Annotated in this window: 21 protein-coding genes and 1 pseudogene; 13 read left to right on the top strand and 9 right to left on the bottom strand. The window is 43.3% G+C overall.

The window, feature by feature from the left end; genetic code table 11:
• Positions 1-206 (bottom strand): annotated as a pseudogene (locus ACP7AK_RS10645) (alkyl hydroperoxide reductase subunit F); the annotation flags it as partial.
• Positions 207-439: 233 nt separating this feature from the next.
• Here ACP7AK_RS10645 and ACP7AK_RS10640 point away from each other — a divergent pair.
• Both ACP7AK_RS10640 and ACP7AK_RS10635 read left to right on the top strand, forming a co-directional pair.
• Entirely contained in the window at positions 440-658 is a 219-nt protein-coding gene (locus tag ACP7AK_RS10640; protein WP_004278919.1) for a DUF1653 domain-containing protein, read from the top strand.
• 24 nt (positions 659-682) lie between these two features.
• Positions 683-1,273, top strand: a complete 591-nt coding sequence (locus ACP7AK_RS10635) for an O-methyltransferase (protein ID WP_425879865.1) — start codon at positions 683-685, stop codon at positions 1,271-1,273.
• A gap of 11 nt (positions 1,274-1,284) precedes the next feature.
• Here ACP7AK_RS10635 and ACP7AK_RS10630 read toward each other — a convergent pair whose 3' ends face one another.
• Positions 1,285-1,491, bottom strand: a complete 207-nt coding sequence (locus ACP7AK_RS10630; RefSeq protein ID WP_004278917.1) for a KTSC domain-containing protein — start codon at positions 1,489-1,491, stop codon at positions 1,285-1,287.
• Positions 1,492-1,782: 291 nt separating this feature from the next.
• Positions 1,783-2,346, bottom strand: a complete 564-nt coding sequence (ahpC, locus tag ACP7AK_RS10625; protein ID WP_004278916.1) for an alkyl hydroperoxide reductase subunit C — start codon at positions 2,344-2,346, stop codon at positions 1,783-1,785.
• 489 nt (positions 2,347-2,835) lie between these two features.
• Here ahpC and hrpA point away from each other — a divergent pair, with 489 nt between their 5' ends.
• From hrpA to ACP7AK_RS10595, 6 genes are all read left to right on the top strand, one after another.
• Positions 2,836-6,774, top strand: a complete 3,939-nt coding sequence (gene hrpA, locus ACP7AK_RS10620; RefSeq protein WP_425879864.1) for an ATP-dependent RNA helicase HrpA — start codon at positions 2,836-2,838, stop codon at positions 6,772-6,774.
• A gap of 30 nt (positions 6,775-6,804) precedes the next feature.
• Positions 6,805-7,914, top strand: a complete 1,110-nt coding sequence (locus ACP7AK_RS10615; protein WP_004278914.1) for a beta-ketoacyl-ACP synthase III — start codon at positions 6,805-6,807, stop codon at positions 7,912-7,914.
• Between the two features lie 26 nt (positions 7,915-7,940).
• Positions 7,941-8,693 carry a 1-acyl-sn-glycerol-3-phosphate acyltransferase gene (locus ACP7AK_RS10610; RefSeq protein WP_425879863.1) on the top strand — a complete coding sequence of 251 codons (753 nt, stop codon included), beginning with the start codon at positions 7,941-7,943 and terminating at the stop codon, positions 8,691-8,693.
• Positions 8,694-8,889: 196 nt separating this feature from the next.
• Positions 8,890-10,896: a hypothetical protein gene (locus ACP7AK_RS10605; protein ID WP_425879862.1), complete on the top strand. Its 2,007-nt coding sequence runs from the start codon at positions 8,890-8,892 to the stop codon at positions 10,894-10,896.
• A gap of 90 nt (positions 10,897-10,986) precedes the next feature.
• On the top strand, positions 10,987-12,702 hold the full coding sequence (locus ACP7AK_RS10600) for an AAA family ATPase (protein WP_129716622.1): 1,716 nt from the start codon (positions 10,987-10,989) through the stop codon (positions 12,700-12,702).
• A 31-nt stretch (positions 12,703-12,733) separates the two neighbouring features.
• On the top strand, positions 12,734-13,060 hold the full coding sequence (locus ACP7AK_RS10595; protein WP_085064566.1) for a gamma-glutamylcyclotransferase family protein: 327 nt from the start codon (positions 12,734-12,736) through the stop codon (positions 13,058-13,060).
• A 259-nt stretch (positions 13,061-13,319) separates the two neighbouring features.
• Here ACP7AK_RS10595 and ACP7AK_RS10590 read toward each other — a convergent pair whose 3' ends face one another.
• A complete protein-coding gene (locus ACP7AK_RS10590; RefSeq protein WP_004645490.1) occupies positions 13,320-13,772 on the bottom strand; it encodes a DUF441 domain-containing protein in 453 nt (150 codons plus the stop codon).
• A 140-nt stretch (positions 13,773-13,912) separates the two neighbouring features.
• Here ACP7AK_RS10590 and ACP7AK_RS10585 point away from each other — a divergent pair, with 140 nt between their 5' ends.
• Positions 13,913-14,620: a pseudouridine synthase gene (locus ACP7AK_RS10585; protein WP_425879861.1), complete on the top strand. Its 708-nt coding sequence runs from the start codon at positions 13,913-13,915 to the stop codon at positions 14,618-14,620.
• 42 nt (positions 14,621-14,662) lie between these two features.
• Here the strand turns inward: ACP7AK_RS10585 and ACP7AK_RS10580 are convergent, their stop codons facing one another.
• The 3 genes from ACP7AK_RS10580 to ACP7AK_RS10570 all read right to left on the bottom strand — a co-directional run bounded on the left by ACP7AK_RS10580 (position 14,663) and on the right by ACP7AK_RS10570 (position 16,573).
• Positions 14,663-15,106 (bottom strand): GNAT family N-acetyltransferase, encoded by a 444-nt coding sequence (locus ACP7AK_RS10580; protein ID WP_004278907.1) that lies wholly within the window; start codon positions 15,104-15,106, stop codon positions 14,663-14,665.
• Positions 15,107-15,202: 96 nt separating this feature from the next.
• Positions 15,203-15,550 carry a type II toxin-antitoxin system RelB/DinJ family antitoxin gene (locus ACP7AK_RS10575; protein ID WP_253146241.1) on the bottom strand — a complete coding sequence of 116 codons (348 nt, stop codon included), beginning with the start codon at positions 15,548-15,550 and terminating at the stop codon, positions 15,203-15,205.
• Positions 15,551-15,664: 114 nt separating this feature from the next.
• Positions 15,665-16,573, bottom strand: a complete 909-nt coding sequence (locus tag ACP7AK_RS10570) for a pseudouridine synthase (protein WP_425879860.1) — start codon at positions 16,571-16,573, stop codon at positions 15,665-15,667.
• 126 nt (positions 16,574-16,699) lie between these two features.
• Between ACP7AK_RS10570 and tsaE the strand changes: the two genes are divergently transcribed.
• The 4 genes from tsaE (at position 16,700) to hfq (ending at position 20,706) form a co-directional block, all read left to right on the top strand.
• Entirely contained in the window at positions 16,700-17,179 is a 480-nt protein-coding gene (tsaE, locus tag ACP7AK_RS10565) for a tRNA (adenosine(37)-N6)-threonylcarbamoyltransferase complex ATPase subunit type 1 TsaE (protein WP_219310036.1), read from the top strand.
• Positions 17,169-19,136, top strand: a complete 1,968-nt coding sequence (gene mutL, locus ACP7AK_RS10560; RefSeq protein ID WP_425879859.1) for a DNA mismatch repair endonuclease MutL — start codon at positions 17,169-17,171, stop codon at positions 19,134-19,136. The genes tsaE and mutL overlap by 11 nt, the downstream gene beginning before the upstream one ends.
• Positions 19,137-19,142: 6 nt before the next feature.
• Positions 19,143-20,087: a tRNA (adenosine(37)-N6)-dimethylallyltransferase MiaA gene (miaA, locus tag ACP7AK_RS10555; protein WP_004645483.1), complete on the top strand. Its 945-nt coding sequence runs from the start codon at positions 19,143-19,145 to the stop codon at positions 20,085-20,087.
• A gap of 91 nt (positions 20,088-20,178) precedes the next feature.
• Positions 20,179-20,706, top strand: a complete 528-nt coding sequence (gene hfq, locus ACP7AK_RS10550; RefSeq protein ID WP_004278899.1) for an RNA chaperone Hfq — start codon at positions 20,179-20,181, stop codon at positions 20,704-20,706.
• A 119-nt stretch (positions 20,707-20,825) separates the two neighbouring features.
• Here hfq and ACP7AK_RS10545 read toward each other — a convergent pair whose 3' ends face one another.
• A complete protein-coding gene (locus ACP7AK_RS10545; protein WP_044109557.1) occupies positions 20,826-22,133 on the bottom strand; it encodes a peptidylprolyl isomerase in 1,308 nt (435 codons plus the stop codon).
• Positions 22,133-24,586: an LPS-assembly protein LptD gene (locus ACP7AK_RS10540; RefSeq protein ID WP_409665521.1), complete on the bottom strand. Its 2,454-nt coding sequence runs from the start codon at positions 24,584-24,586 to the stop codon at positions 22,133-22,135. The genes ACP7AK_RS10545 and ACP7AK_RS10540 overlap by 1 nt, the downstream gene beginning before the upstream one ends.
• Positions 24,587-24,618: the final 32 nt, after the last annotated feature.

The raw sequence follows: 24,618 nt of genomic DNA, 5'->3' as shown, positions 1-24,618 counted from the left end.
GCTTTTGCAATCCCGAAACTTGGCGCACGTTTATTGGTTCCGTCAAAGCGTGCAGTGACCAGATCAGACAGTGCAGCCACTTCGGACACCAGTTCCTGGATTTTGGCTGATTTGTCAGAACTATCCAGAGTGGCGACCAGTTCAATTGGGCCTTCCAGGCGTTCTAATAGGGTTTTAAGTTGAGCTGAAGTATTTCGGTCTAACATTGCTAACGTCTCCAAAGGAGTAAATGTTTATTTGATAACAGGATATTAAATGAATTGAATAAATAGTTAAAACAGTTTGTTTTTATTTTATTGATCGGATTTACAGATTTGTTGAAAAATTCATTATTAATTTCAAAGTTCTATATGGGGTCGAAAGATTAATCTTCAAGTAGTTTAGAGCAAGAATAAGGATTTTCAGCTAAGATTAAAACAAGATATTTGAGAATTGAATGATGGAATTACAACGCGGTATTTATCAACATTATAAGGGACAGCTTTATCAGGTGTTTCATGTCGCCACGCACAGTGAAACTGAAGAAAAGCTAGTGGTTTATCAATGTCTTTATGGGGATTATTCAATTTGGGTACGTCCTTTAACGATGTTCACTGAGACCATTACTACCCACGATGATCGTGAAGTAGAACGCTTTAAATTGATTCAGGCACTTTAAGCCAAACAGACTCAGGGAAGAGTGATGCAAAATTCAGATAAATTTGAAAGATTCATGCAAGAATTATATGAAAAATTTCATAGGCATGACCTTAAACAGGCAGATCGCCTGCACCGATATCGCAATATAGAGCCAGAATCAGGCCGATTTTTATCTATGCTGATTCGTGCGCAACAATCCAAAAATATTCTGGAAATTGGCACCTCTACCGGTTATTCCACTTTATGGCTGGCAGAAGCGGCTCGGCAGACTCAAGCCATGATTACAACTCTTGAAGTTGATGCAGAACGGGTTGCTCAGGCAAAGCAATATGCGACAGAAATAGATCTTGCAGATTTAATCAATTTTAAAGTAATTGATGCTCAGGTTTATCTGGAGGCAGAAAAGGAAATATTTGATTTTATCCTGTTAGATGCTGAACGAGATGCTTATGTCAGTTACTGGCCACATTTGAGTCGATTACTTAAAGCAAAGGGCGGGTTACTAGTAGTTGATAATGTCATTTCACATGCAGCAGAAGTCGAAGAGTTTATTGCCTTAATTCAGCAAGACCCACGTTTTATCATGAGTATTGTACCCATAGGCGCAGGTTTGCTGATGGTGGGATTGCGTTAATTTGATTGGCTCTAATCCATGCAAATTTTATTAAAATGTAAATTATATTCGAGATACTTTTCCACGAATGCGGCTTTGTCTTGGCGTCTTAGTAAGTTGTCATAAATAAATTCAGGTACGGGATGATACAGCTCGGTATGACCATTACTGTATACAATTTTCAGGTGGCGGCTTGAGGGATTGTATTTCCAAGAAATCACGGTAAGCAGTTTTTGCATATGCGTTCCTCCACTGAATATTTCTTATCTTATCATTTGAACTTATGCCATATGGCTCTGCAGATGTATAGCTCAATTGTAAGAATGGGTAAGGATTATGGGAAAGTGAAGCAAAAGATATGCCTGAATTTTTATATGATGGATCAAGAAAAAAATAGGACTATAATATTTTAAGTTCTAATAAAATAATTTTAAAAAATAAAATCCAGTATTGTGCTGACATAAAAGTTCAAACTATAAAAAACCACGCTAAAAAGCGTGGTTTTTTGAATCAGTTCAATCTAATTAAAATTAGATTTTACCAACTAAGTCGATAGAAGGAGCAAGAGTTGCATCGCCTTCTTTCCATTTAGCTGGGCAAACTTCGCCTGGGTGAGCATGTACATACTGAGCTGCTTTAACTTTACGAAGAAGTTCTTGAGCATCACGGCCGATACCACCAGCGTTGATTTCAACGATTTGGATTTTACCTTCTGGATCGATCACGAAAGTACCACGATCAGCAAGGCCGTCAGCTTCGATTAATACGTCAAAGTTTTTAGCAAGAGTCCAGTTTGCATCGCCAACCATTACATACTGGATTTTTTTGATTTCTTCTGAAGAATCGTGCCAAGCTTTATGAGTGAAATGCGTGTCAGTAGAAACTGAGTAGATTTCAACGCCTAGTTTTTGGAATTCAGCGTAGTTGTCAGCAAGGTCACCAAGTTCAGTCGGGCAAACGAAAGTGAAGTCAGCTGGGTAGAAGAATACAACAGACCATTTGCCTTTCAGGTCAGCTTCAGTAACTTCAATGAATTTGCCGTTTTGGAATGCAGTTGCTTTAAATGGTTTAACTTCAGTATTAATTAAGCTCATCATTGTCTCCATGATTGAGGTAGTCTTTGATTTTGAATAAGAGTATCGAAATTTTGGTTGATGCTAAAATGGTATTTTTACATTACAAACATCGGAAAAACCGAATTAAGTAAAAACGCGCCACTTCGGCAAAATCGCTTTGTTCATTGAGCAGCATCAAGATGATGGCCTGATGACAAAATTATCTCTTTTTCCTCGTGCTAGCAAACATGATGTTGAAACCAAAAAATTCAAGGGTGAATCAGGAAAAAAGCATGTTTTCCGCAAAATAATTTAAATATCAATTTCAAAATTAAACTGATGATTAAATCTACTCAGGAAAATTCAAGCGTGTCATATAGATATTTTGATAGGTTTATGGCGCTGAATTGAGGGAAATCAGGCAGCCAAAGCCAATTTGTCCGGCACTTAACAGAACTACGACTATCTGAAATCTAATGAACCAAGTAAAATAAACCTTTCCTGTTTTTTGATGTGGGTGTTTTCTCTGTGCAGAGTCATTTAAATGTAGATCAATGGATAATGGCGCGTGACCGTCACCGTTTAAATCGACTGAAAAAGGGGAAAGACGCAGATGCCAAGCAGTATCAGGAATTATTTGAAAAATCCAATCTGAAAGTACGGCAACGGCTTGAACGTCTTCCGAACATCAAGCTGAATCAGGATCTACCGGTTACTCAGTACACTGATAAGCTGATTGCCGCGATTCAAAAGCATCAGGTGATTATTGTGGCTGGCGAAACCGGTTCTGGTAAAACCACCCAGTTACCGCAAATTGCTATGCTGGCTGGATGTGGCCTGACCGGAATGATCGGACATACCCAGCCGCGTCGACTGGCAGCCCGCAGCGTATCACAGCGTATTGCCGAAGAAGTTGGCGAAAAACTCGGTGAATCAATTTCCTTTAAAGTACGTTTTACGGAACAGGGTTCACAAGACTCAATTGTGCGTTTGATGACAGACGGTATTTTACTGGCCGAACTGACGCATGACCGATACCTGACCAAATATGACACGATTATTATTGATGAAGCGCATGAACGTTCGCTGAATATCGACTTCATTATGGGTTATCTGAAGCAGCTATTGCCACGTCGTCCCGATCTGAAAGTCATCATTACTTCAGCAACCCTGGATGTAAACCGTTTTAGCAGTTACTTTAATGGTGCACCAATTTTTGAAGTGGAAGGCCGCAGCTTCCCGGTAGAGCTGCGTTATCGCCCGATCTCGGAAATGAGCATTGGCGGTAGTGATGATGATGAGTTTGATGATTTTGAAGAAAACCTGCCTCGCGCTGTGGTCAAAGCAGTCGAAGAATGCTTTCAGGATGCACAGGAAAAAGGTCATCCCGAACATGCCGATATCCTGATTTTTGCCAGTACCGAGCAGGAAATTCGCGAGTTACAGGAAACCCTGATCAAACATGGGCCACGCCATACGGAAGTATTAACTTTATATGCGCGTCTGGCGCTGGCCGAACAGCAGAAAATCTTTAATCCTTCTGGTGGCGGGCGACGCATTATTATTGCCACCAACGTAGCAGAAACAGCTTTAACCGTTCCGAATATCCGGTATGTGATTGATAGCGGTTTTGCCCGTATTTCGCGTTATAACTATCGTTCACGGGTGCAACGTCTACCAATTGAAGCCGTTTCTCAGGCAGCCGCGAACCAGCGTAAAGGTCGTTGTGGTCGTATTGCGCCGGGTGTCTGTATACGTCTGTATTCTGAGGAAGACTTCCTGAGCCGTCCTGAGTTTACCGAACCAGAAATAAAGCGAACCAACCTGGCATCTGTAATTTTGCAGATGCAAAGTCTGAGCTTGGGTTCACTCGAAGATTTTGATTTCATCGAACCACCAGATCATCGTTTGGTCAATGATGGCCGCAAGCTCCTCATTGAACTGGGGGCAATGGCTGAGAAAAATTCTCCTAAAACTGAAGATGATCAAGCAAATCCCTCTCTTGCGTCGCATAACGCCTCACCCTTTGAGAAAGGGAGACTTCAAAGCAGTGGCTTAACCAAGATCGGTCAGCAAATGGCGAAAATGCCGATCGATCCACGTCTGGCCCGCATGATTCTTGGTGGTGCACATTTTGGCGTGCTGAATGAAGTGCTGGTGATTGTGGCCGCACTTGCAGTTCAGGACCCGCGTGAACGCCCTGCGGACAAGCAGATGCAGGCGGATCAGAAACATGCACTATTCCGTGAAGCCGATTCTGATTTCCTGTTCTATATCAAGCTTTGGGAAACGCTACACAATAATCGCGAAAGCATGAGTGAAAATAAGCGCCGTACTTTTGCGCGTAATCACTTCCTGAGCTGGCTGCGTTTACGTGAATGGAAGAAAACTCATGAGCAGCTGGTGGATTTGGCTAAGGGTTTAAAACTGTCATTTAATGAAAATAAAGCCAGTTATGAGAATCTGCACCGTGCCTTGTTGACCGGTCTCTTATCATTTATCGCCAACAAGACCGATGAGCGTAATGTTTTTATGGCGGTGCGTCAGCAAAAAGCACGGATTTTCCCAGCTTCTACCTTGCACAAGACCAATACGCCGTGGGTGATGGCCTTTGAAATGGTCGAGACTTCCCAGGTGTATTTGCGTACCCTAGCCAAGATTGAGCCGGAATGGATTCTGCTGGCCGCGCGTGACTTGCTCAAGCATCATTATTTTGAACCGCACTGGTCGAAAAAAGCCGGTGTGGTGAATGCCTATGATCAGATTTCATTATTTGGTCTGATTATTGAGCCGAAACGCCCAATCAATTATGAAAAAGTAGATCAGGCGGCCGCACATGAAATTTTCTTGCGGGATGCTTTAACCACTGGGCATTTAGGCATTACTCCACCATTTTTAAAGCATAACTTGCTTAAACTGGAAGAAGTCGAGCGAGTAGAAGACAAATTACGCCGTCGTGATCTGGTGGTTGATGAAGAAACCATTTACCAGTTCTATGCCTCGAAAGTGCCGCCTGAAGTGGCCAGCCGTCGTACTTTTGAAGACTGGCGTGCCACGGTTGAGCCTCAGAATCCGCGTTATTTATTTGTCGATGATGATGCGCTATGGCTGAATGACCGGCCGACGACACAACAATTTCCGGACTATTTGCACAATGGTAGCCTGCGTCTGGCTGCAACCTATCGTTTTGACCCGAGTCATGATGAAGATGGCGCGACAGTTAAAATTCCCCTGCAAGCCTTGGCCCAGGTCGATGAAGGTATCTGGTCATGGGGGATTCCGGGTTGGCGTCTGGATCTGATTGAAGCATTGCTAAAAGCTTTGCCGAAGGATAAGCGCCGTAATCTGGTGCCGATTCCGGATACTGCACAAAAACTCATGGCAAAAGTAGATGCGCAGGATTTACAGAAACATATTTTTAGTTTCTTGGCATTCCAGCTGCGAGGCGAACAAATCACGGAGAAAGATTTCAGCTTTGACCGGGTAGACCAATATCTGTTGCCTTTTATTAAAGTGACTGATGAAAAAGGTCGTGTCATTGAGCAGGGGCGTGATCTTGCCGAGCTGAAAGCGCGCTGTCGGACTGAAACGCATAGTCCGGTCAAACAGCTTAAAGGTGAATTTAAAACCTTCCCGGAAAGCTTTGTATTTGAAGCCTCACAAAAAGTCACCGGTGTCGTGGTCAAGCAGTACCAGGCGCTGGTTCCGACTAAAGCTTTTTCTGCCCTGGAGCAGAAAGATGAATCGGGTGTGGTGATTCAGACTTTTAATGATCAGGCTGAAGCGATCAAAAAACATCGTGAAGGAGTGATCCGACTGGTGCATATGCAACTCGGAGACTTGACCCGCCAGTTGAAAAAACAGATTTCCAAACCTCTGGCGCTGGCTTATTCACCACTCGGTGATAAGGCACAACTGGAACAAATGTTAGTTTATGCCACACTGCACATGTCTATTAATGAATTACCTGTCAATGCGCAAGAGTTCCAAAAACTGGTTGAAGATGTAAAAAAATCTTTCTTGACTTATGGCCAAGTTGCCCTGAAAGAGATCACGGATATTTATATCCAGTGGCAGGAAATCCGGCGGAAATTATTGGTTTTAGATCATTCTGTGTTTGAAAAAAATATCAATGATATTGAAGATCAACTTGATTTAATGAGCCTTTCTGACTTTGTGTATCGTAAACCTTCCGATGTATGGATCGAATTTCCACGTTATTTGAAAGCCTTGATCTTGCGTTTGGAGCGCTTGCCCAATAATCTACAAAGGGACAATTCCGCCATTGACCAAATTGATCAATGGATGGAAAAATTATTCAAGTTTAAAGATGACCCTCGCCTGAAAGAATTGTATTTCATGGTCGAGGAGTTAAGAATCTCATTGTTTTCACAACCGATGAAAACAAAAGCACCTGTGTCTCCAACTCGCTTGCAAAAAGTATGGGATCGTCTTGGAATCAGTTAAGATATAGGTAATTCAGATAAGGAATTTTACATGGGCATCCGCATTACGGGTACTGGCTTATTCCATCCGGAACATGTCATCACCAATGAAGAATTAGTTGAAAGTTTAAATGCTTATGTGGAACTGTTTAATCACGAAAATGCTGACAAAATCGCTGCAGGCGAAGTTGAAGCGCGTCGTGGTTCTAGCGCAGACTTTATTGAAAAAGCATCTGGCGTACAACGCCGCTATGTCGTAGAAAAATCAGGTATTCTTGATCCAAAACGCTTACGTCCTAATTTACGTGAACGTGCAGATGATGAAATTTCACTGCAAGCAGAATGGGGCGTAATCGCAGCCAAACAGGCGATGGAAAATGCCGGTGTGACTGCCGAAGACATTGATATCGTGATCTTGTCATGCTCGAATTTGCAACGTGCTTATCCTGCCGTAGCGATCGAGATTCAAACCGCTCTAGGTATCAAAGGCTATGCCTATGACATGAACGTGGCGTGTTCTGCAGCAACATTTGGTCTGAAACAGGCTTATGATGCGATCAAAGCAGGCGCGCGCCGTGTGTTATTGGTGAATGTGGAAATTACCTCTGCACATACCGATTTCCGTTCACGTGACTGTCACTTTATTTTTGGTGATGTGGCAACCGCTTCAATTATTGAAAATACCGACAGCAAAACCGGTTTTGAAATTCTGGATTCTGAGTTGTTTACCCAGTTCTCGAATAACATCCGCAATAACTTTGGTTTCTTGAATACTTCTGAAAATGCTGACATTGACGACAAACGTTTCCGTCAGGATGGTCGTAAGGTATTTAAAGAAGTCTGTCCACTGGTTGCGAAAATGATTACTGCGCAACTGGAAAAGAATCAGATTGAGCCGACAGGTGTTAAACGCTTCTGGTTACACCAGGCCAATGCCAGCATGAATGAACTGATCCTGAAACTGGTGGTTGGTAAAGAAAATGCCAAACCTGGTCTGGTACCGATCATTCTGAACGAGTTTGCCAACACGTCTTCTGCCGGGGTGATCATTGCCTTGCATCGTACTGCACATGAAGTTGAAGATGGTGAATATGGCGTGTTGTGTTCATTTGGTGCGGGTTATTCAGTAGGTTCGATTCTGGTCCAAAAACGCGTGGCATAATCCGGAGTAGATAGGGAGCAGACAGCTTGCAGGTCAAACATGATGGGCAATGGATTAGACGCTTAAGTGCCTTATCCAAATTATATTTTACCCCTACCTTTTTAGGGGCTGAATATATTGATGCCAGTCGGCCTGCAATGTATGTCGGTAATCATTCCATGTACGGCATCTTTGATTCGCCGATGCTGATTGATTACCTCTATAACGAACATAAGGTGGCTGTGGTCAGCATTGCGGATCATAGCCATTTTTATGTGCCCTTATGGCGTGAAGCCGTGAAGAAGTTTGGGGCAGTCGATGGTATCCAGCATTATGTACGTGCTGTGATGCAGCAGGGTTATTCTATTCTGGTCTTTCCGGGAGGTGGACGCGAAGTACTTAAACGTCAGGGTGAACAGTATCAACTGATCTGGAAACAACGCTACGGGTTTTTAAAGCTGGCTCAGGAATTTAACTATGATATTGTCCCTTTTGCCGCGCTCGGTGGGGATGAAGTCTACGAGATTGGCTTTGATGCCAATAAGATCATCCAGCATAAATGTTTTCAAAAACTCCTCAAAGTACCGCAACTCAATAAATTATTACGTCAGGGCGATGTGATTCCATCTTTGCCTAAACGATTATTCCCAAAACGCCTGCCATTTTATTTTCAGTTTATGCCGCGACAATCGATTGCTCAGGTTCAGACTCAGGAAGAGCTGATTGCATTTCGACACAGCTTGCAGCAACATATTTATACCGGCTTGGCCGAGCTTAAGGCGCTACGTCAGCAAGACTAAAAAAGAAAAATTCTTCCTGTAAAATCTAGGCTATGATCTATTGAAATGTTCTATTTTTAGCAATGAGGATGCATGGACGGTTTTATAGTGCAAGTGATGCCATAATGTATTTTTAAGTGTTCACTGATTGGCGATCAAGGACTCAGCATGATCCAATATAAAAATAAGATGATTCTAAGATGACCGAGGTGTACGTATGGAACAGGAAAGCTTGGTAGCATCTTTAAGGTTATTGGCACAACAATGTTTACGGATTTCTCCAGAGCTGAACCAGCTTTATCTTGATCAGATGGCAATAATTGGTCATCTGAATGCACAAAATTTAATAAAAATTCAGCAGGATCAGTGCCGGATTGAATTGCTGGATGGTCTGTTTTATATCCAGTTTCATACTCCCTATGCACTAGACTCTGGAGCTGCACCTGCTTTGGTTGACAGTCATTTTTATTTTCAGCAATGTAAGGCAGAAGCCCTGGAGGAATTCTTTTTACAGGATATCTATTTCCTGACTGGCGATTTAAAACCACAGCATTCGCTGTATTTACGCGACAAAGCCAAACAGTTACGTCAGCTTATCCTGGCCCAGGTTTATGCGTGGGTTAATGGCCTGGAACGGGTGTCCGAATTTTTGCAGCAAATGTCGATTGTTCAAGCTGAGATTATCGACCAGCAGCTGATCAAGGCCGGGTTGTATACAGCACCTGTCATGCAAAACTTTATTCAGGATGAACAAGAGATTCCACAGCAGATTCTTGAAAGCTTGCAACAGGCTTTTTCTTTGGAGTGTCTACAGCAGGATGAATTCCTGTCGATCCAGTCATTGATAGACAGTCTGGATGAGTTCTGTTTTAGCGCCGCACAGTTTTTGCCTCCGGCACTGTTCCGGATTATGTCGCTGTCTTTTGAAGAGCGCTTTAATCTGCATGAATTGAATGATCATACTGATGATATCTGTTTGCTATATCGGCATGCTGAGGAGCAAAGTAATTTGCTCGGTTTTGTCCGATTGATGAACCGGGACGTGTGGCATCGGGATGATTTATTATCCAAACGGAATTTCCTGGAAAATCATCCGTATTTATGGCAGAAAAAAGTAGCCCGATTGCCACTATTTGATTGTCATCGTGCCGTGAACTGGATCTTTAAGCAACCGGCCGAGGTACTGGACTGGATTAGTAATAATATCCAGCATAGCAGTGTGCGGGTCGCAGTAACGGCCTTAAGTTTTATAGACAGCCATCATATACATCCACAGATTATTCTGGCGACTTTACAATATTTTCAATATGTCTCGGCGCGATTGTTTATTCATAGCATGCATGAATATGCCATCCAGCATGACTGGTTTCAGCATCAGTATAATCAGGCGGTGGTATTAAAAGGCACACGCCAATCGATTGAGGATCAGCGGATTGCGATTAGCCCTTCAATCCTGTATCTGGACGAATGGATGGAGCTGCTGCGCAATGTGGTTAAAATGGATGATCAGCTGACTAAAAAGGTTTATCTGAACTTGAGCCGGGTGATGCAGGCGTATATGCAGCATTTATATAAAATTACGGCGCATTTACCCGATGAGGTTCTGGTGTATATTCAGCCTCAAAGCCAGCAGAATCGTGATTTCTATAATGTTCTGCACCGCTATCGCATTCCTTTTACTGAGTTCAGGCAGCTGTTTTATTTGCAAAGCGGGCATGTACGTGAGTCGCTATTTGACAGTTATGTGCGTGACTATCTGGTAGAGTATTTTTCCAGCCATACAGAAATACCGAAAAATCTGAGCTGGACCAGTTTGTTTAATCAGGCGGTCGTCTGGCATGATCAGGTTCAAAAGCAGGAAATGATCGCCAAGCTGAAAAAACAGTTCGCACTGGTGAACTGGACACCAATCACTCAGGTTTCATTTTTACTGTATTTTAACTGGCGTTTTGAAGAGCTTAAAACTTTGGATCGGATTTTAGAGGAATCTAAAATTTTCAGGAACTGTCTGGCGGCAAGCTATGCTCAGCAAATTGTGGAAGGGCAGTATGTGGCCTTTCGTATGTCTCATCCTGCCGTACGTTTACCTTTGATCTTGGGATGTCAATTGGTGAATGGACAGGTGATTTTTGATCAGCTGGAATATCCGAATAACCAGAAAGCAGAAGCTGAATACAGTAATATCGCCATGCATTTTATTAACTGGCTCAACTTGCAGGCCTGACAGTTCAATACAGCTTGTTTTCCTCCATGACGCTTAACTTTTCCGCTAAAAATCGTTAGGCTATAGCCGTTCTTTTACGGTATTGCTCTTATGAAACAGGAAACTGCCCTTAAGTTACTCAAAGCAGGAGAAAATGTCTTTTTAACCGGTTCTGCCGGTGCAGGAAAAACCTATACGCTGAATCAATATATTAATTATTTAAAGGCACGTAAGGTCGCCGTCGCGATTACCGCATCGACCGGTATTGCAGCCACACACATGAATGGTATGACTATTCATACCTGGGCAGGCATTGGCATTAAAGACTTTTTGTCTGAAGAAGACTTAAAGCGGATGAAAGAGCGCAAATACTTAAAAGAACATCTGGAAAATGCGCAAGTCCTGATTATTGACGAAATTTCAATGCTGCATGCCAAGCAGCTGAATCTGGTCAATCAGGTATTGAAATATTTCAAGGAAAGTGATGAAGCTTTCGGTGGTATTCAGGTGATTGTAGCAGGGGACTTTTTCCAGTTACCGCCAGTCGGTAAAAATGATGAGCGCAACCGCGACAAATTCTGCTTTATGTCGGATGCCTGGGTCGAAGCCAAGTTTCGCGTTTGCTACCTAACTGAGCAGCATCGTCAGGGCAATGATTATTTGAATGACATTCTGAATGCGATCCGTGCGCAGGCGATTAGCCATGAACACCGCACTGCTTTACAGGCCACGCGACATCAAGAAATCGGCGATACCTATACGCGCCTGTATACGCATAATATGGATGTGGACAGTATTAACTTTAAACATCTGAATGAAATTGACAATGATCCACGCCAGTTTGATGCGCAGTGCGATGGCAATGAAAAGCTGATCGAGACTTTAAAATCGTCAGTGCGAGCGCCTGAAGCCTTAACCCTGAAAAAACATGCCAAAGTCATGTTTGTGAAAAACAACTTTGATATGGGTTATATCAACGGCAGTTTGGGCGAAGTGATCAGTTTTGAAGAAGATGATGAATATGGTGTGCTGCCTAAAGTCAAACTGACCGATGGCACTACATTGGTGGTTGAGCCTGAAACCTGGTCGGTAGACAATGAGGCCGGTAAAACCATTGCCAGTTTCCAGCAGATTCCATTGCGTCTGGCCTGGGCGATTACCATTCATAAATCACAAGGCATGACCCTGGAAGCTGCCGAGATTGACCTGAGCCATACTTTTGAAAAAGGACAGGGCTATGTCGCGTTGTCCCGTTTGAAAAGCTTAAATGGCCTACGATTAAAAGGTTTTAATGAGCAGGCTTTGGAACTCGATAGTCTGGCAATTAAAGCCGATCGCCGTTTTCAAGAACTTTCTGATGAAGCCGAAGCGAATTTTGAAAATGTCGATTTGACGGCACAGCATAAGGCCTTTATCCGACATTGTGGCGGGACTTTGAATGAAGTTGAAATCCAGCGCAATGAGAAGAAAATTTCCAAGAATGGGGGTAAGCAAAGCTATGCCGCTGCAACGCTAGACGAAACGCGTGAACTGTTTGAAGAAGGTTATGAAATTGCCGATATCGCGACTGAACGTGGTTTGACCCCGGCAACCATCATCAATCATTTGGGGCGTTTGCATAAAGAGCAGGGGCTGGATATCTCGCTGGCACATCCGGGTGAGGAAGTGGTGGAGCAGGTTCGCAAGATTTATAAACGCCTGACCAAGCGTCAAAATTCGGAGCATTTTAATGATGACGGTTCTATTAAGTTGCGTCCGATTGTGGAATTGACCACGCCTAAAATGGCTTATGACCAAGTGCGTCTGGCACTACTATTTGTAGAATAATCATTAAAAGTGATGTTTAAGAGTTCTTAAGATGCACAGTTTATTCGTATACGGCACGCTTCGTCCGCAGCAACCCAATGCTCCTGTCATGGAGCGGATTGGGGGGAGCTGGAAAGCCGGTTATATTCGTGGGTATTTGCAGCAGCGTGGTTGGGGTGCTGAGCTGGGTAGCCCGGGTATTCAGCTCAGTGATTCGGGAGAGATTGTTCCGGGTTATGTATTCATATCCGAGAATCTTCCCCAATATTGGGATGAGCTGGATGCATTTGAAGGCGATGAATATCAACGTATCCCGGTTAAAGTATATTTGGAAAATGGTCAGACGATAGAAAGTTTGGTCTATGCTTTGAAAGATTAGACTGGGGTGTGTCATTTATTGAATTTCAAATTTTTATCAGGTCAGAGCTTCAAAGATCATAACTTTCCTTTGACTTGGTTTCAAAAGATTGAATTAATAAAGTATTCCGTTGATCTGATAGTATCTTCTGAGCAAGCCTGAAGCATTGCTTTAGAGCTTAGCGCAAGATAATCAACGGGTGGTCTGCATATTTCCGGTCATGTGATGTATTTTTGAGAAATTATTGCATACTGGGAATACGCGCTGATGATTTGTACATTTATTGTGTACTAATCAATAACGATAAAATCCCAGCCGCAATTAAAGGACCGACTGGAACACCGCGTAATACTGCTACACCAGCCACTGTGCCTAATAACAGTCCGGCTACCACATCTGGCTGATTCGACATCAGCTTCACTCCACGTCCTCCCAGCCACGCAACAAAGACCCCAATGGCGATTGCCAGTAAAGACTTCCAGCTCAGGAAAGATTTGAGAATACTTTCTCCTGAAATTTTGCCACTGGCAATCGGTGTCAGAACACCAATGGTCAGAATAATAATGCCGATATTTAAACCGTGCGCCTGCACATAAGGCAATAAACTGCTGAGAGGCGTGATTTTTAAAACAATTAACACCGCTGCAGCAATGGTGACGGCACTATTGTGACTGAAAATACCGCAAGCCAGTAAAACCAAAAGAACAATCAGATTCAAATCAAGTTGCGACATAAGGGGGAGAGATAGAGTGAAAAATAAAGCTATTGTAGAGCTTTTCAACGCATGATACCTAGAAAACAGCGGAAGAAACCAAATTCATGACTGTTTCAGGATAGAATGCACAGGTCTTCACTCGATACAGGTATAAACAGATGCTATTGGAAAAAATGTTGCAGTCACAAGGTTTCGGCTCCCGCAAGCATTGTCAGCAACTGATTAAAAATGGTGCTGTTTCAATTCAAGATGAAGTGATTGATAATCCCAAACATAAACTGGATTTAAATAACTTAAATTTCGAAGTATATGGGAAAAGTCATACCTATCGGGAAAAAGTCTATATCGCATTAAATAAGCCACAAGGCTACGAGTGTTCGCATCAGGCGACGCATCATTTTAGTGTGTTTGACCTGTTTGATGACATTCTGCTAAATCGGGGGATTCAGTGTGTAGGCCGTCTGGATCAAGATACCACTGGACTGTTATTGCTGACCGATGATGGACAGTTTCTGCAAGCGCTCACACATCCGAAAAAGCATGTCGCTAAAGTTTATCAGATGCAAACTGCGGATCTAGTCACGGATGAACAGATTCAGCAATTAAAACAGGGTGTTGAATTAAGAAATGAAAAAGGTATTTTTGCAGCTACTGAAGTGACTCGATTGGCTGAGAACCGTCTGCAAATGACCATTCATCAAGGTGTTTATCATCAGGTGAAGCGCATGCTGGCTGCCGTAGGCAATAAAGTTGAACAATTGCACCGTGCACAGATTGGTGCTTTGGCCTTGCCTGAAATGGCTGAAGGAGAATGGCTGTATTTAAATGCTGAACAGGTGGCGCAGGCCAAATTCCGCTCGGAATAATAAATTTTTTATTCGCTTGAAATGTGATGAAAAGATTAGGACTTATTTCAGGAAACAGTGATAAGTCTGAAATTCATCATCCTTGATAAATCCCATAGATTCGTACAATTTATGCGATTGATAATTATTCTTTTGGGTTTCCAGAGTGATTCTTAAGGCCTGTTCATGTTTGGCAAATAAAATCGCGGTATCAATCAGTTGTTTGGCTGCGCCCTGACGCCGAAAAACCGGGGTGATATAGACATCATCCAGAATATAATAGGTCGAGCAGGCCACCGAAGAAAAACCCAGATACAGGATAATAAAGCCGGTAAAAGTATCATCTTTGGTATTAATGAAAATGACGGTCTGTCCATCTTCAAAACGCTGTTTTAAAAATTGGTAAGAGAGTTCAGGATTGGAAGACGTACCATAAAACTGTCGATATTCATCAAATAATACCGCCAGCTGATTCAGGTCTGCTGACTGGGCGCGTCGTACGAGCATTGCATACTCCAGCTAATTTTTTATTGATAATCAGCATCAAGCATAGCGAAGTTTGGGAGTGGCAGGCTTTAGAAATTGTTCGGAAATGCAACAATGTTAAATTTTGTCGCTTTCACCCAAAATGGCATTCAGTTCTTCAAATAAATCAAGATGATCATCATCCAACTGGACATCCTGATCATCCAGCAGATTCAGGGCAGAACTGGAAAGCGCATTTTGCTCGGTTTTCGCTTCATTTTGTTTTAGCTTGCGCAGGCGAATCAGTTGTTCTAGGTTGATATTCTGGTTTTCAATCGAGAAGGGGATCGATTTGGTAATCACCACTTGCTTGAAAAAAAGACGCACGGCCTGAGCTGGCGTAATCCCCAATTGCTTAAATACCGCAAAGGCTTGTTTCTTCTCTTGCGAGTCCAAGCGAATTTGATAAACTTCAGTTTTTCTCATAATATTTTTAAAGCTTTAAATTACTTAACTTTTCGCCTTTATTCTAATCAATTACGTTTGAAATTCAATCTTAAAGCGACCGATTTTAGAAAATAATCTGTAATGACAAGCGATTTACAGTGTCAATTCAAGTTGCGAGCTGAAATTCATGCTTTTCTGCGTGATCGGATCAACAAATTGAATATGTTTGGCCAATAAACTTAAAGGTGCAGAAAAATCATCTTCCGCCTTGTGCGCTACCTGTGGATAAAAGGGATCATGACGGATCGGAATACCCAGATGATTCAAATGCACCCGTAATTGATGTTGTTTGCCAGTATGCGGTTTCAGCTCATATTTAGCCCATTCTGTATTATGTTCCAGCAGATCAATAGCCGTCTCGCTATTCGGCGTTCCGTCTAGGACTTGCATGGTATAAAAAGGCTGACCTTTTTGCATTCTCAATCGTGTGACCAATGGGAATTTTAAACTAGGATTATACGCCGCAATCGCATGATAGGCTTTTTGCACCTGCCGTGTAGCAAATAACTGCTGGTACAGGCCACGTGATTCAACGCATTTGGAAATCAGGACCACACCTGCCGTTTCACGATCCAGCCGGTGAATGGGCGTTAAATGCTCATTGCCGGTTTGCTTTTTAAGACGAACCAGTAGCGTTTCCTGCACATATTGTCCGGTCGGGCTCATGGTCAAAAAATGCGGTTTATCGACCACCATGAAATGCTCATTTTCAAATAAAATCTGATGTTGAAAAGGAATATGCACTTCATGTGCCAAAAAGCGATAATAGAAACAATGGCTATTGGGCTGAAATGGACTTTCTGTTGATAATTGATTGCCCTGAGCATCATAGACCAGACCTTCGGCGAAACGGGACTGCCATTCATCTGCTGCGATATGCGCAAATTGCGTGCATAAATAAGCAAAAACTGTCAGAGGTGCATCCGGACTGGCTGGCAAAAACACTTTACTGGCACTGACCCCATTGAGCATAGGCGGGTTAAATTCAACAGTTGGTTGCATGGCAGGCAGATTAACCTCTTAAGGAGCAGATGCTGTGAAAAAATACAGTTTCTCACACAGGTGAATAGGCTTTTAAAGCGTGGCGATGCTATCATATTTATTCTTTTGCATCATGTCGTGAGTAATATGCCTTATTCATTTAGTGTCACTTTAAATCATGAAGACGATACCCAAAAACTGGCCAAGGTTCTGGCGGAGAATTTCCCTGCGGGGGTCGTGTATCTGATTGGTGACCTAGGGGCAGGAAAAACGACCTTAACGCGTTATTATTTGCAACAGTTGGGTCATAAAGGTTCAGTGAAAAGTCCAACTTATACACTGGTCGAACCCTATCAAATTAATGGTCAGGATATTTTTCATTTTGACTTGTATCGTCTGAATGATCCGTATGAACTGGAACTGATGGGCATCCGGGATTACCTGGAAACACCGAGTGCGCTATTTTTATTTGAATGGCCATCTAAAGGTGGTGATGAAATTCCGCAAGCTGACCTGATTATTGAAATTTTAAAATCTGAAGATGAACTTACCCGTACTGCAAGCCTGATTTCATCGAATCTTGCTTTACGAGAGGCTCTGGAGCGTCAATTTTCACATGTCGAATGATTTAAGTCTGCGCCGTATTCGTGCCCTTGATCCTGCACTTGCCAACCAGATTGCCGCAGGTGAGGTGATTGAACGTCCGGCTTCTGTGGTCAAGGAGTTACTGGAAAACTCGATTGATGCGGGGGCGACAGAGCTGATCATTCGGGTCGAACAGGGCGGCAGTACTTTAATTGAAATCATCGACAATGGACGCGGAATTCATCATGAGGATTTACCGCTGGCCGTGATGCGTCATGCCACCAGCAAAATCCAGAGTGCTGATGAGCTGTATGCGATTAGCAGTCTGGGCTTTCGTGGCGAAGCACTGGCGTCGATAGCAGCGGTTTCACGCCTGACCATGATCAGCAGTCAAAGTGACGAGGGCATCGGTTATCAGGTCGAAGTCAATGGCACGGCTTTTGATCATCAGGAAATTCAAGCGGTCGCGGCTTCAAAAGGGACGCATATTCGGGTTCAGGATTTGTTTTTTAATGTGCCTGCACGACGTAAATTCCTGAAAAAACCGGGCACTGAATTTGGTCATATCGAAGAAATTGTGCGCCGTATGGCACTGACGCATTTTGATATCCGTTTTGTGCTAGAACATAATGAAAGCATCAAACTGAATTTACCCGTGGCGGATAGCGGCGCTTTGCGTTTTCAGCGGGTACAGCAATTGCTTGGCCGCCAGTTTACTGAAAATGCCTACTGGATGGATGCAGACAGTATAAACATGCATTTGTCTGGCTGGCTTGGTCATCCTTCGGATGCGCGTTCACAGGCAGATCTGCAATATGTCTATGTGAATGGCCGGATTGTCAAAGACAAAACCATTTCTCATGCCTTGCGGATGGCCTATGAGGGCATCTTGCATGGACATCAGCATGCGGCTTATTTACTGTTTTTGGAAGTTGATCCAGAAAATGTGGATGTAAACGTCCATCCGACCAAGCATGAAATTCGCTTCCTGAATCAACGAGAAGTACATGAGTTCGTACGGCATTATGCCAAAGAAACGTTAGCACAATTCCAAACCGCAACTGCAGATTTAGCCGAGGCAATGAAACAGGATGAGCAGCCTGGCTTGACGGCCCCGCAACCGCGTTATCAGGAACAGTTCAGCCTGCATCAGACTGCGCATTCTCAGCCACAGGTGGTGAGAACGACATCTGCCTTAAGTGAAAATGAAACTTCAGATGTGCTGACCGATTTTGCATCTTCAGGTCCACAAACAGTGCATTATTCCCAAGATTACCGTAAATCTTATTCTGGTTCACAGCAGCTGAATAATGCCTTGCAAAGTTATTTAGCACCGCTCAGAGAAAGTTCGGAAACCGAAATATTCAGCCCTGAGCAGTCTTTTCAGACACATGTAAACACTAAAGTGGATGAGCATCCATTGGGCATTGCTATTGCCCAGTTACATGGCATTTATATTCTGGCGCAAAATACCGAAGGTCTGATTATTGTGGATATGCATGCGGCGCATGAGCGTATTGTCTTGCAGCAAATGAAATCGGCTTGGGATAAACCTGAATTCTGGACATCACAGCAATTGCTCATTCCAAAAGTCGTGAATATTAGCCGGATGCAGGCCATGCGTGTCGAAGAGCTGAAAGAGCAGTTGGCACGTTTGGGGCTGGAAATCGATCAGTATGGTGATGAGCAAGTTATCGTACGTGGTGTACCGGCTATTCTACACAAGGCCGATTTCGATGCCCTGATTCCTGAATTATTGAATGATTTAGATCCGGGGGATCAAGCACAAAGCCTATTGCAGAAGCGTGACCAAATTTTGGCGGGAATGGCCTGTCATGGTGCAGTGCGAGCGCATCGTATCCTAAGTTTGTCTGAAATGAATGCTTTATTACGGCAGATGGAACAAACCGAATTTGCCAGTCAATGTAATCATGGTCGTCCGACCTGGCGCGCCTTTCCATTGGCTCAACTAGATAAACTTTTTGCTCGAGGAGAGTAGTTTTACATGTCCAATCAATTGCCGGTCATCAATTTAATGGGGCCAACTGCAAGTGGTAAAACCGCTTTGGCATGTGAACTGTATGAGCAAGGGGGATTTGAGCTGATTTCGGTCGATTCTGCACTGGTTTATCGGGAAATGGACATTGGTACAGCCAAGCCCTCCAAAGAGGAACTGGCGCGCTATCCGCATCATCTGATTGATATTATTAGTCCACTTGAAGTGTATTCTGCAGCCAACTTTGTCGAAGATGCTTGCCGCCTGATTGATGATATTCATGTGCGTGGTAAAACCCCGATTCTGGTTGGCGGAACCATGCTGTATTTTAAGGCCTTGCTTGAAGGTTTGTCAGATAACCTACCAAGTGCAGACTATGCTATCCGGGCAGAGATTGAAGCCAAGGGTGAGCAGGAGGGCTGGGAAGCGGTTTATGCAGAATTATGTGCAGTCGATCCGATTGCCGGTGAAAAATTCAAGGTTAGCGACAAGCAGCGCATTATTCGAGCCTTGGAAGTTTTTAAATTGACTGGTGAGCCGATTACAAAACTACAGGCAGAACAACCTAAAAACTTACCATATCGTTACAGTTTCCATAATTATGCACTGATGCCAGATCGGTTAGAATTACATGGGCGTATTGAACAACGTCTGGAAATTATGTGGAAAAGCGGTTTTTTAAATGAAGTTGTGAATTTAATTGAAAAATACGATTTTAATGAAAATTTACCTTCCATGCGTTCAGTGGGTTATCGTCAGGCTATGGAATTCTTAAAAAATGCTGATAAAACCAAGGAAAAGCAACGGGAAATGGAGGATAAAGCTTTATTTGCGACACGACAACTTGCAAAACGTCAATATACGTGGTTAAGGTCTTTGCAAGAAAAGCATAAATTTACAACATATTTTACCCTACAGCAGGCTCAAGAAGACTTGCGAAACTGTCACGGATAAAGCAAAATTTAGGGACTATCTTTTTTATAATTTTTAATTGAAAAATAGAGATAGTTTTTGCGCTGATTTTTAATTTTTTTGGAGTTATAACATGTCTAAAGGTCAAACTTTACAAGATCCATTCTTGAATTCTCTCCGTAAGGAACGTATCCCAGTATCTATCTTCCTGGTAAACGGTATTAAATTACAAGGTCATATCGAATCTTTTGACCAATACGTGGTTTTATTAAAAAATACAGTAAGCCAAATGGTTTATAAGCATGCAATTTCAACTGTAGTACCTGCACGTAATCCACGTCCTGCTGGCGCGCCTGCTGGTCCACAAGGTGCGGGCTTCGGTGGTCAAGGTGCTGCAGGTGGCTTTGGTGGCGGTCAAGGTGCTGGCGGCTTCGGTGGTCAAGGTGGTTTTGGCGGTCAAGGCGGCGGCTTCGGTGGTCAAGGTGGCTTCGGCGGTCAAGGCGGTGGCTTTGGTGGTCAAGGCGGCTTTGGTGGTCAAGGTGCCGGCTTCGGTGGTCAAGGTGGCTTCGGTGGTCAAGGTGCTGGCTTTGGTGGTCAAGGCACTGGTTTTGACAACGACACTAAATTTGAAGACTCTTCAGACGATGAAAACAATCGTTAATCGAGTTTGAAAATTAAAAAACCTCTCTATATGAGAGGTTTTTTTATATCTGTACGTTTTAAGTTTTTTAAATAAAAAGCCAACGAGATGTCGTTGGCTTTTTAGGATTATGGTAAGGCTTAACGGTTACGTTTAGGATCCAGTTGAGGATCTTTGATTTCTACATAAGCATTATTGCGCGTTTCACGTAACCAGCTATCTAATTCGGCATCAAATTGACGTTCACCAAGCAATTGGCGAGCCATACGTTCCTGATATTCCTGTGTCATATCTTGTTGGCGTGTTTCACTCACTTGCAGAATATGCCAGCCAAACTGGGATTGAAATGGTTTACTGAACTGACCTACTGGGGTGCTTTTCATCTGCTGTTCAAATTCAGGTACCATTACCCCTGGGCTAACCCAGCCAAGACTTCCGCCATCACGAGCCGAGCCAGTATCATTGGAGAACGTTGAAGCTAAAACAGTAAAATCTTCACCTTGTTTGAGGCGGTTATACAGACTATCAATCATTTGTTTGGCATTTTCAGGACTGACCACTTCAGACGGTTGAATCAGAATGTGTCGTGTTAAATATTGAGGAACAAGGGCTTTCTGTTCGCCACCTTTACGTTCCAAGAGCTTCAGAACATGTACACCATCAGCGACAGGAATCAGTTCAGAAGTTTGACCTGGTTGCAGGGTGGTCACGCGTGCAGCCAGTTCTGCTGGAATTTCTGACAGGTTTCTCACACCCATATCAGCAGCTTCGACTTTAACGCCGCCAGTGCTGTACTTTTTGCTGATCGCCTGAATGTCATTGCTGCTATTTAATTCTTGCTTTACCTTTGTTGCAATTTGTTCAGCATTTTCACCGCTTACCCGTAAATGCAGTACATGGACCTGACTGCCAAGCAAAGCTTGACCTTGCGGGGTATTTAGGAAGTTTTTAACATCTTGATCTGTAATTTGAATACGTGAAGTCACGATTTGTTGACGTAAACGATTCAGTGCTAAATCTTCAGCGATACGGTTACGTAAAGAAGCATAGGTATTGGGCGCCATGGCATCCAGTTTCTGCTGGAATGCTTCCAGACTCGGTGAACCAGAATCACGGGCAACTTTCAGGACGGCTTCATTTAAAGCTTTTTCATCTGGACGAATATTATAACGTTTAACTTGTTCAAGCTGTGCCTGACGAATAATCAGTTGCTCTAAAGCTTGTTGCTCAAGATATTGTTGTGGTGGAACTGCCTTTTTCTGTTTTTGCAGCTGATGTGAGATTTCGGCTACACCTTGAGCCAGGTCACTACGTAGAATGATACTATTGTCGACTACAGCTACAACTTCATCTTTAGGTTGGGCAACAGCAAAAGTCGTCATCGCTGAAGAAAGGCATAGCGCAAGTGCGGTTGCTTTAAAAATTTGTTTTAACTGTTTTGTCTTCATTAACGTTCTGTCCAAGTTTGATTGATATTGTTAAAACCTAGAATACGATTTTCTAGTAATGAGGTGAGTTTGCTGCTTAACCCACCTAAGCCTTTCAGGCTGACTTCGGCCATAATGGCGCGTTTGGCTTTGATGCTTGAATCATTAACGTCGTCTAAGTCATTGTAATATGAGCGACCGTAAACAGAAACTCCCCAACAGCATGACTCATAGTTCACGCCAAGTAAATATTCCCGTGCGACACTATTGTCGAGGTCAAACTGGGCATGTCCAACCAGACGCCAGTTGTTGGCAATCGGCTGGATAAATGAACCCACCACATGATCATAGCTCTTTTGACGGTTCGGAATATCTTTGCGATAGAAATAGCCTAGGTTATAAAGATTGCCTTGCTCACCTGTATAATAAACCTGCAAATCTCGTTGGGCATTCGATCCATTCGACATCCAGCTTGAGTTCAGATTAACGTGAACATTATTTGACAGCTGGCTGGTCAGTTGAATTACAGGGCCAGTATGACTTTCACGGTCGAATTCATCTGCATCATTTTCCAACGTTACACGGCGATCTTCAAAGAAAAAGCTCTGTCCAACGCTGGCACGCAGGCGCTCCAGACCTTCTTCATTAAATAGGCTATAGCTCAGACCTAAGGAGGCAAAGTTATTGTCTTCCAGGCGGTCATTACCATAAAAGCGACGCGCACTGAAAAGTTGATCATAATTAATCGAAGCGACGACTGAATCAAAGTTTGGCTGATTCTGCTGGTTCTCATAAGGTGAATACGCATAGAACAGACGAGGCGTTAAGGTCTGTAGATACGTACCTTCTTTTTCAAAAATTAAGCCGGTGTCCAGCGTGAATTGTGGCACCACAATTGAATTATTTTCACTAGACGCGCTACGGCTTTGGGTTTTTTCATCATAGAAAGTATTGATGTTGCGTACAGTCGCCTGAGGAATGAAGAATGACCACGGGGTAAAATGATTATAACGCACGGAAAAGTCATTATAGATCCGTGTACCACTCGGTTGATATACCTTCTCACCCGTTGGATCAGTATCAGCGAAATTTCTCAGATCCTTCTGGAAATATGCTGTGTCGTTATTAAACTCAAGCTGTAATCCCAATGGATTGCCAGTTTTGTAATTGACTAAAAGCTGCGGCAGACGTGCATAAGGACGATCTTCATCCAGTACGGTTGGATCTAGGGTCTGGAAATCTTCGACTTTGAATTGTGCCTTTAAGCCAGGAATACCATTTTTATAATTGACTTCCCAGGCACGGCGTAAGTTCAGGTCAGTTTTAGAGTTCGGGTTATTATCCAGATCGGCAAAGTAATCTTTGTCTGAAGCGTAGTTATATTCAAGATTGGTGGAGAGCTGATTATTGATCTGCCAGTTATGTAAGAAATGCAGGCTTTTACGGTCTTCGTCGCTATAGCTTTCATCGGAAGGTAAATAACCTCCCCAAATACGGCCTTCACCATAATTCTCAGTCAGATAACGGAACTCGCCATCCAGCATTACCCCACGATCGCCAATATAACGCGGCGTAATCGTCGCATCATATTGCGGCGCTAAATTCAGGTAAACTGGAACACCTAGTTCCAGACCACCATCATTGGTAAAGCCAAATGTCGGCGTCAGAATACCGGTAGTGCGGCGGTCATCAATCGGGAAGTTGAAATAGGGAACTGCCAAGACCGGAACATCTTTAACATATAGCTTGGTATTGCGGGTTTCACCACGTCCAGTTTCCTGGTTCAGCTTGATCTTTTCTGCCTGGATTTTCCAGGTTGGTTTTTGCTCAGGTGGACAGGTGGTATAGGTCGCATTTTCCAGTTCTACCGTCTCGGTCGAGGTTCTGGCGATCTTTTCTGCCCGACCATGCGCATGTTGCTGCTCGGCAATATAGAAGCTGTTATTTAGGTCGCCTTCTTGGGTCTTTAAATTATAATTAATATCATCACTTTGTGAGAGCAGGCCACCCTGAGCAAGTTGTACCCGACCTTCTGCTTTGGCATAGGTCTGGGTTTGATCAATCGTTACGCGTTCAGCACGAATCTGGCGACCTTGCTGGTCAATGATGACATTGCCTTCTAAATAAGAGTCACCTGCTGGATTGTAGTGTCCATAATCTGCAGTAATGGTGGATGTAGCCTGATCTGGCGCAACGGTTGCTGCATCTGGGGCAATCGGGGTCACCCAGGTGCCTTCACAATAAGCCGAACTTAAGTATTTTTCCTGCCGCTGCTGTGCTTCAGCTGAGGATTTGTCGACATAGTATTGCGAAAAGAATGCTTCACCTGGATAGGTCTCATTTATGCGCTGTTTGAGTTGTTCTGCATTTACATCGGACGAGACATTTGATGCAGCATAGCCGGAGGCTGAGCTGCCACATAAAAGGGTTAAGATCGCAGTCGCTAGAGGATTTATTTTAAAGTGATGCTTCATTTGTCTCATTAACCAATCATGCTTTTATCGCA

This window comes from Acinetobacter sp. TWP2-2-3 (assembly GCF_049896445.1).
Classification (GTDB): Bacteria; Pseudomonadota; Gammaproteobacteria; order Pseudomonadales; family Moraxellaceae; genus Acinetobacter.
The sequence above is the reverse complement of the archived record's forward strand: the minus strand, read 5'-3'. Positions and strand labels throughout refer to the sequence as shown.

Excerpts from the sequence above, each read along its gene's own strand:
- ACP7AK_RS10640 (WP_004278919.1), top strand. The coding sequence starts at position 440 with ATGGAATTACAACGCGGTATTTATCAACATTATAAGGGACAGCTTTAT.
- ACP7AK_RS10635 (WP_425879865.1), top strand. The coding sequence starts at position 683 with ATGCAAAATTCAGATAAATTTGAAAGATTCATGCAAGAATTATATGAA.
- ACP7AK_RS10630 (WP_004278917.1), bottom strand. The coding sequence starts at position 1,491 with ATGCAAAAACTGCTTACCGTGATTTCTTGGAAATACAATCCCTCAAGC.
- ahpC (WP_004278916.1), bottom strand. The coding sequence starts at position 2,346 with ATGAGCTTAATTAATACTGAAGTTAAACCATTTAAAGCAACTGCATTC.
- ACP7AK_RS10615 (WP_004278914.1), top strand. The coding sequence starts at position 6,805 with ATGGGCATCCGCATTACGGGTACTGGCTTATTCCATCCGGAACATGTC.
- ACP7AK_RS10605 (WP_425879862.1), top strand. The coding sequence starts at position 8,890 with ATGGAACAGGAAAGCTTGGTAGCATCTTTAAGGTTATTGGCACAACAA.
- ACP7AK_RS10600 (WP_129716622.1), top strand. The coding sequence starts at position 10,987 with ATGAAACAGGAAACTGCCCTTAAGTTACTCAAAGCAGGAGAAAATGTC.
- ACP7AK_RS10595 (WP_085064566.1), top strand. The coding sequence starts at position 12,734 with ATGCACAGTTTATTCGTATACGGCACGCTTCGTCCGCAGCAACCCAAT.
- ACP7AK_RS10590 (WP_004645490.1), bottom strand. The coding sequence starts at position 13,772 with ATGTCGCAACTTGATTTGAATCTGATTGTTCTTTTGGTTTTACTGGCT.
- ACP7AK_RS10585 (WP_425879861.1), top strand. The coding sequence starts at position 13,913 with ATGCTATTGGAAAAAATGTTGCAGTCACAAGGTTTCGGCTCCCGCAAG.
- ACP7AK_RS10580 (WP_004278907.1), bottom strand. The coding sequence starts at position 15,106 with ATGCTCGTACGACGCGCCCAGTCAGCAGACCTGAATCAGCTGGCGGTA.
- ACP7AK_RS10575 (WP_253146241.1), bottom strand. The coding sequence starts at position 15,550 with ATGAGAAAAACTGAAGTTTATCAAATTCGCTTGGACTCGCAAGAGAAG.
- ACP7AK_RS10570 (WP_425879860.1), bottom strand. The coding sequence starts at position 16,573 with ATGCAACCAACTGTTGAATTTAACCCGCCTATGCTCAATGGGGTCAGT.
- tsaE (WP_219310036.1), top strand. The coding sequence starts at position 16,700 with ATGCCTTATTCATTTAGTGTCACTTTAAATCATGAAGACGATACCCAA.
- mutL (WP_425879859.1), top strand. The coding sequence starts at position 17,169 with ATGTCGAATGATTTAAGTCTGCGCCGTATTCGTGCCCTTGATCCTGCA.
- miaA (WP_004645483.1), top strand. The coding sequence starts at position 19,143 with ATGTCCAATCAATTGCCGGTCATCAATTTAATGGGGCCAACTGCAAGT.
- hfq (WP_004278899.1), top strand. The coding sequence starts at position 20,179 with ATGTCTAAAGGTCAAACTTTACAAGATCCATTCTTGAATTCTCTCCGT.
- ACP7AK_RS10545 (WP_044109557.1), bottom strand. The coding sequence starts at position 22,133 with ATGAAGACAAAACAGTTAAAACAAATTTTTAAAGCAACCGCACTTGCG.
- ACP7AK_RS10540 (WP_409665521.1), bottom strand. The coding sequence starts at position 24,586 with ATGAAGCATCACTTTAAAATAAATCCTCTAGCGACTGCGATCTTAACC.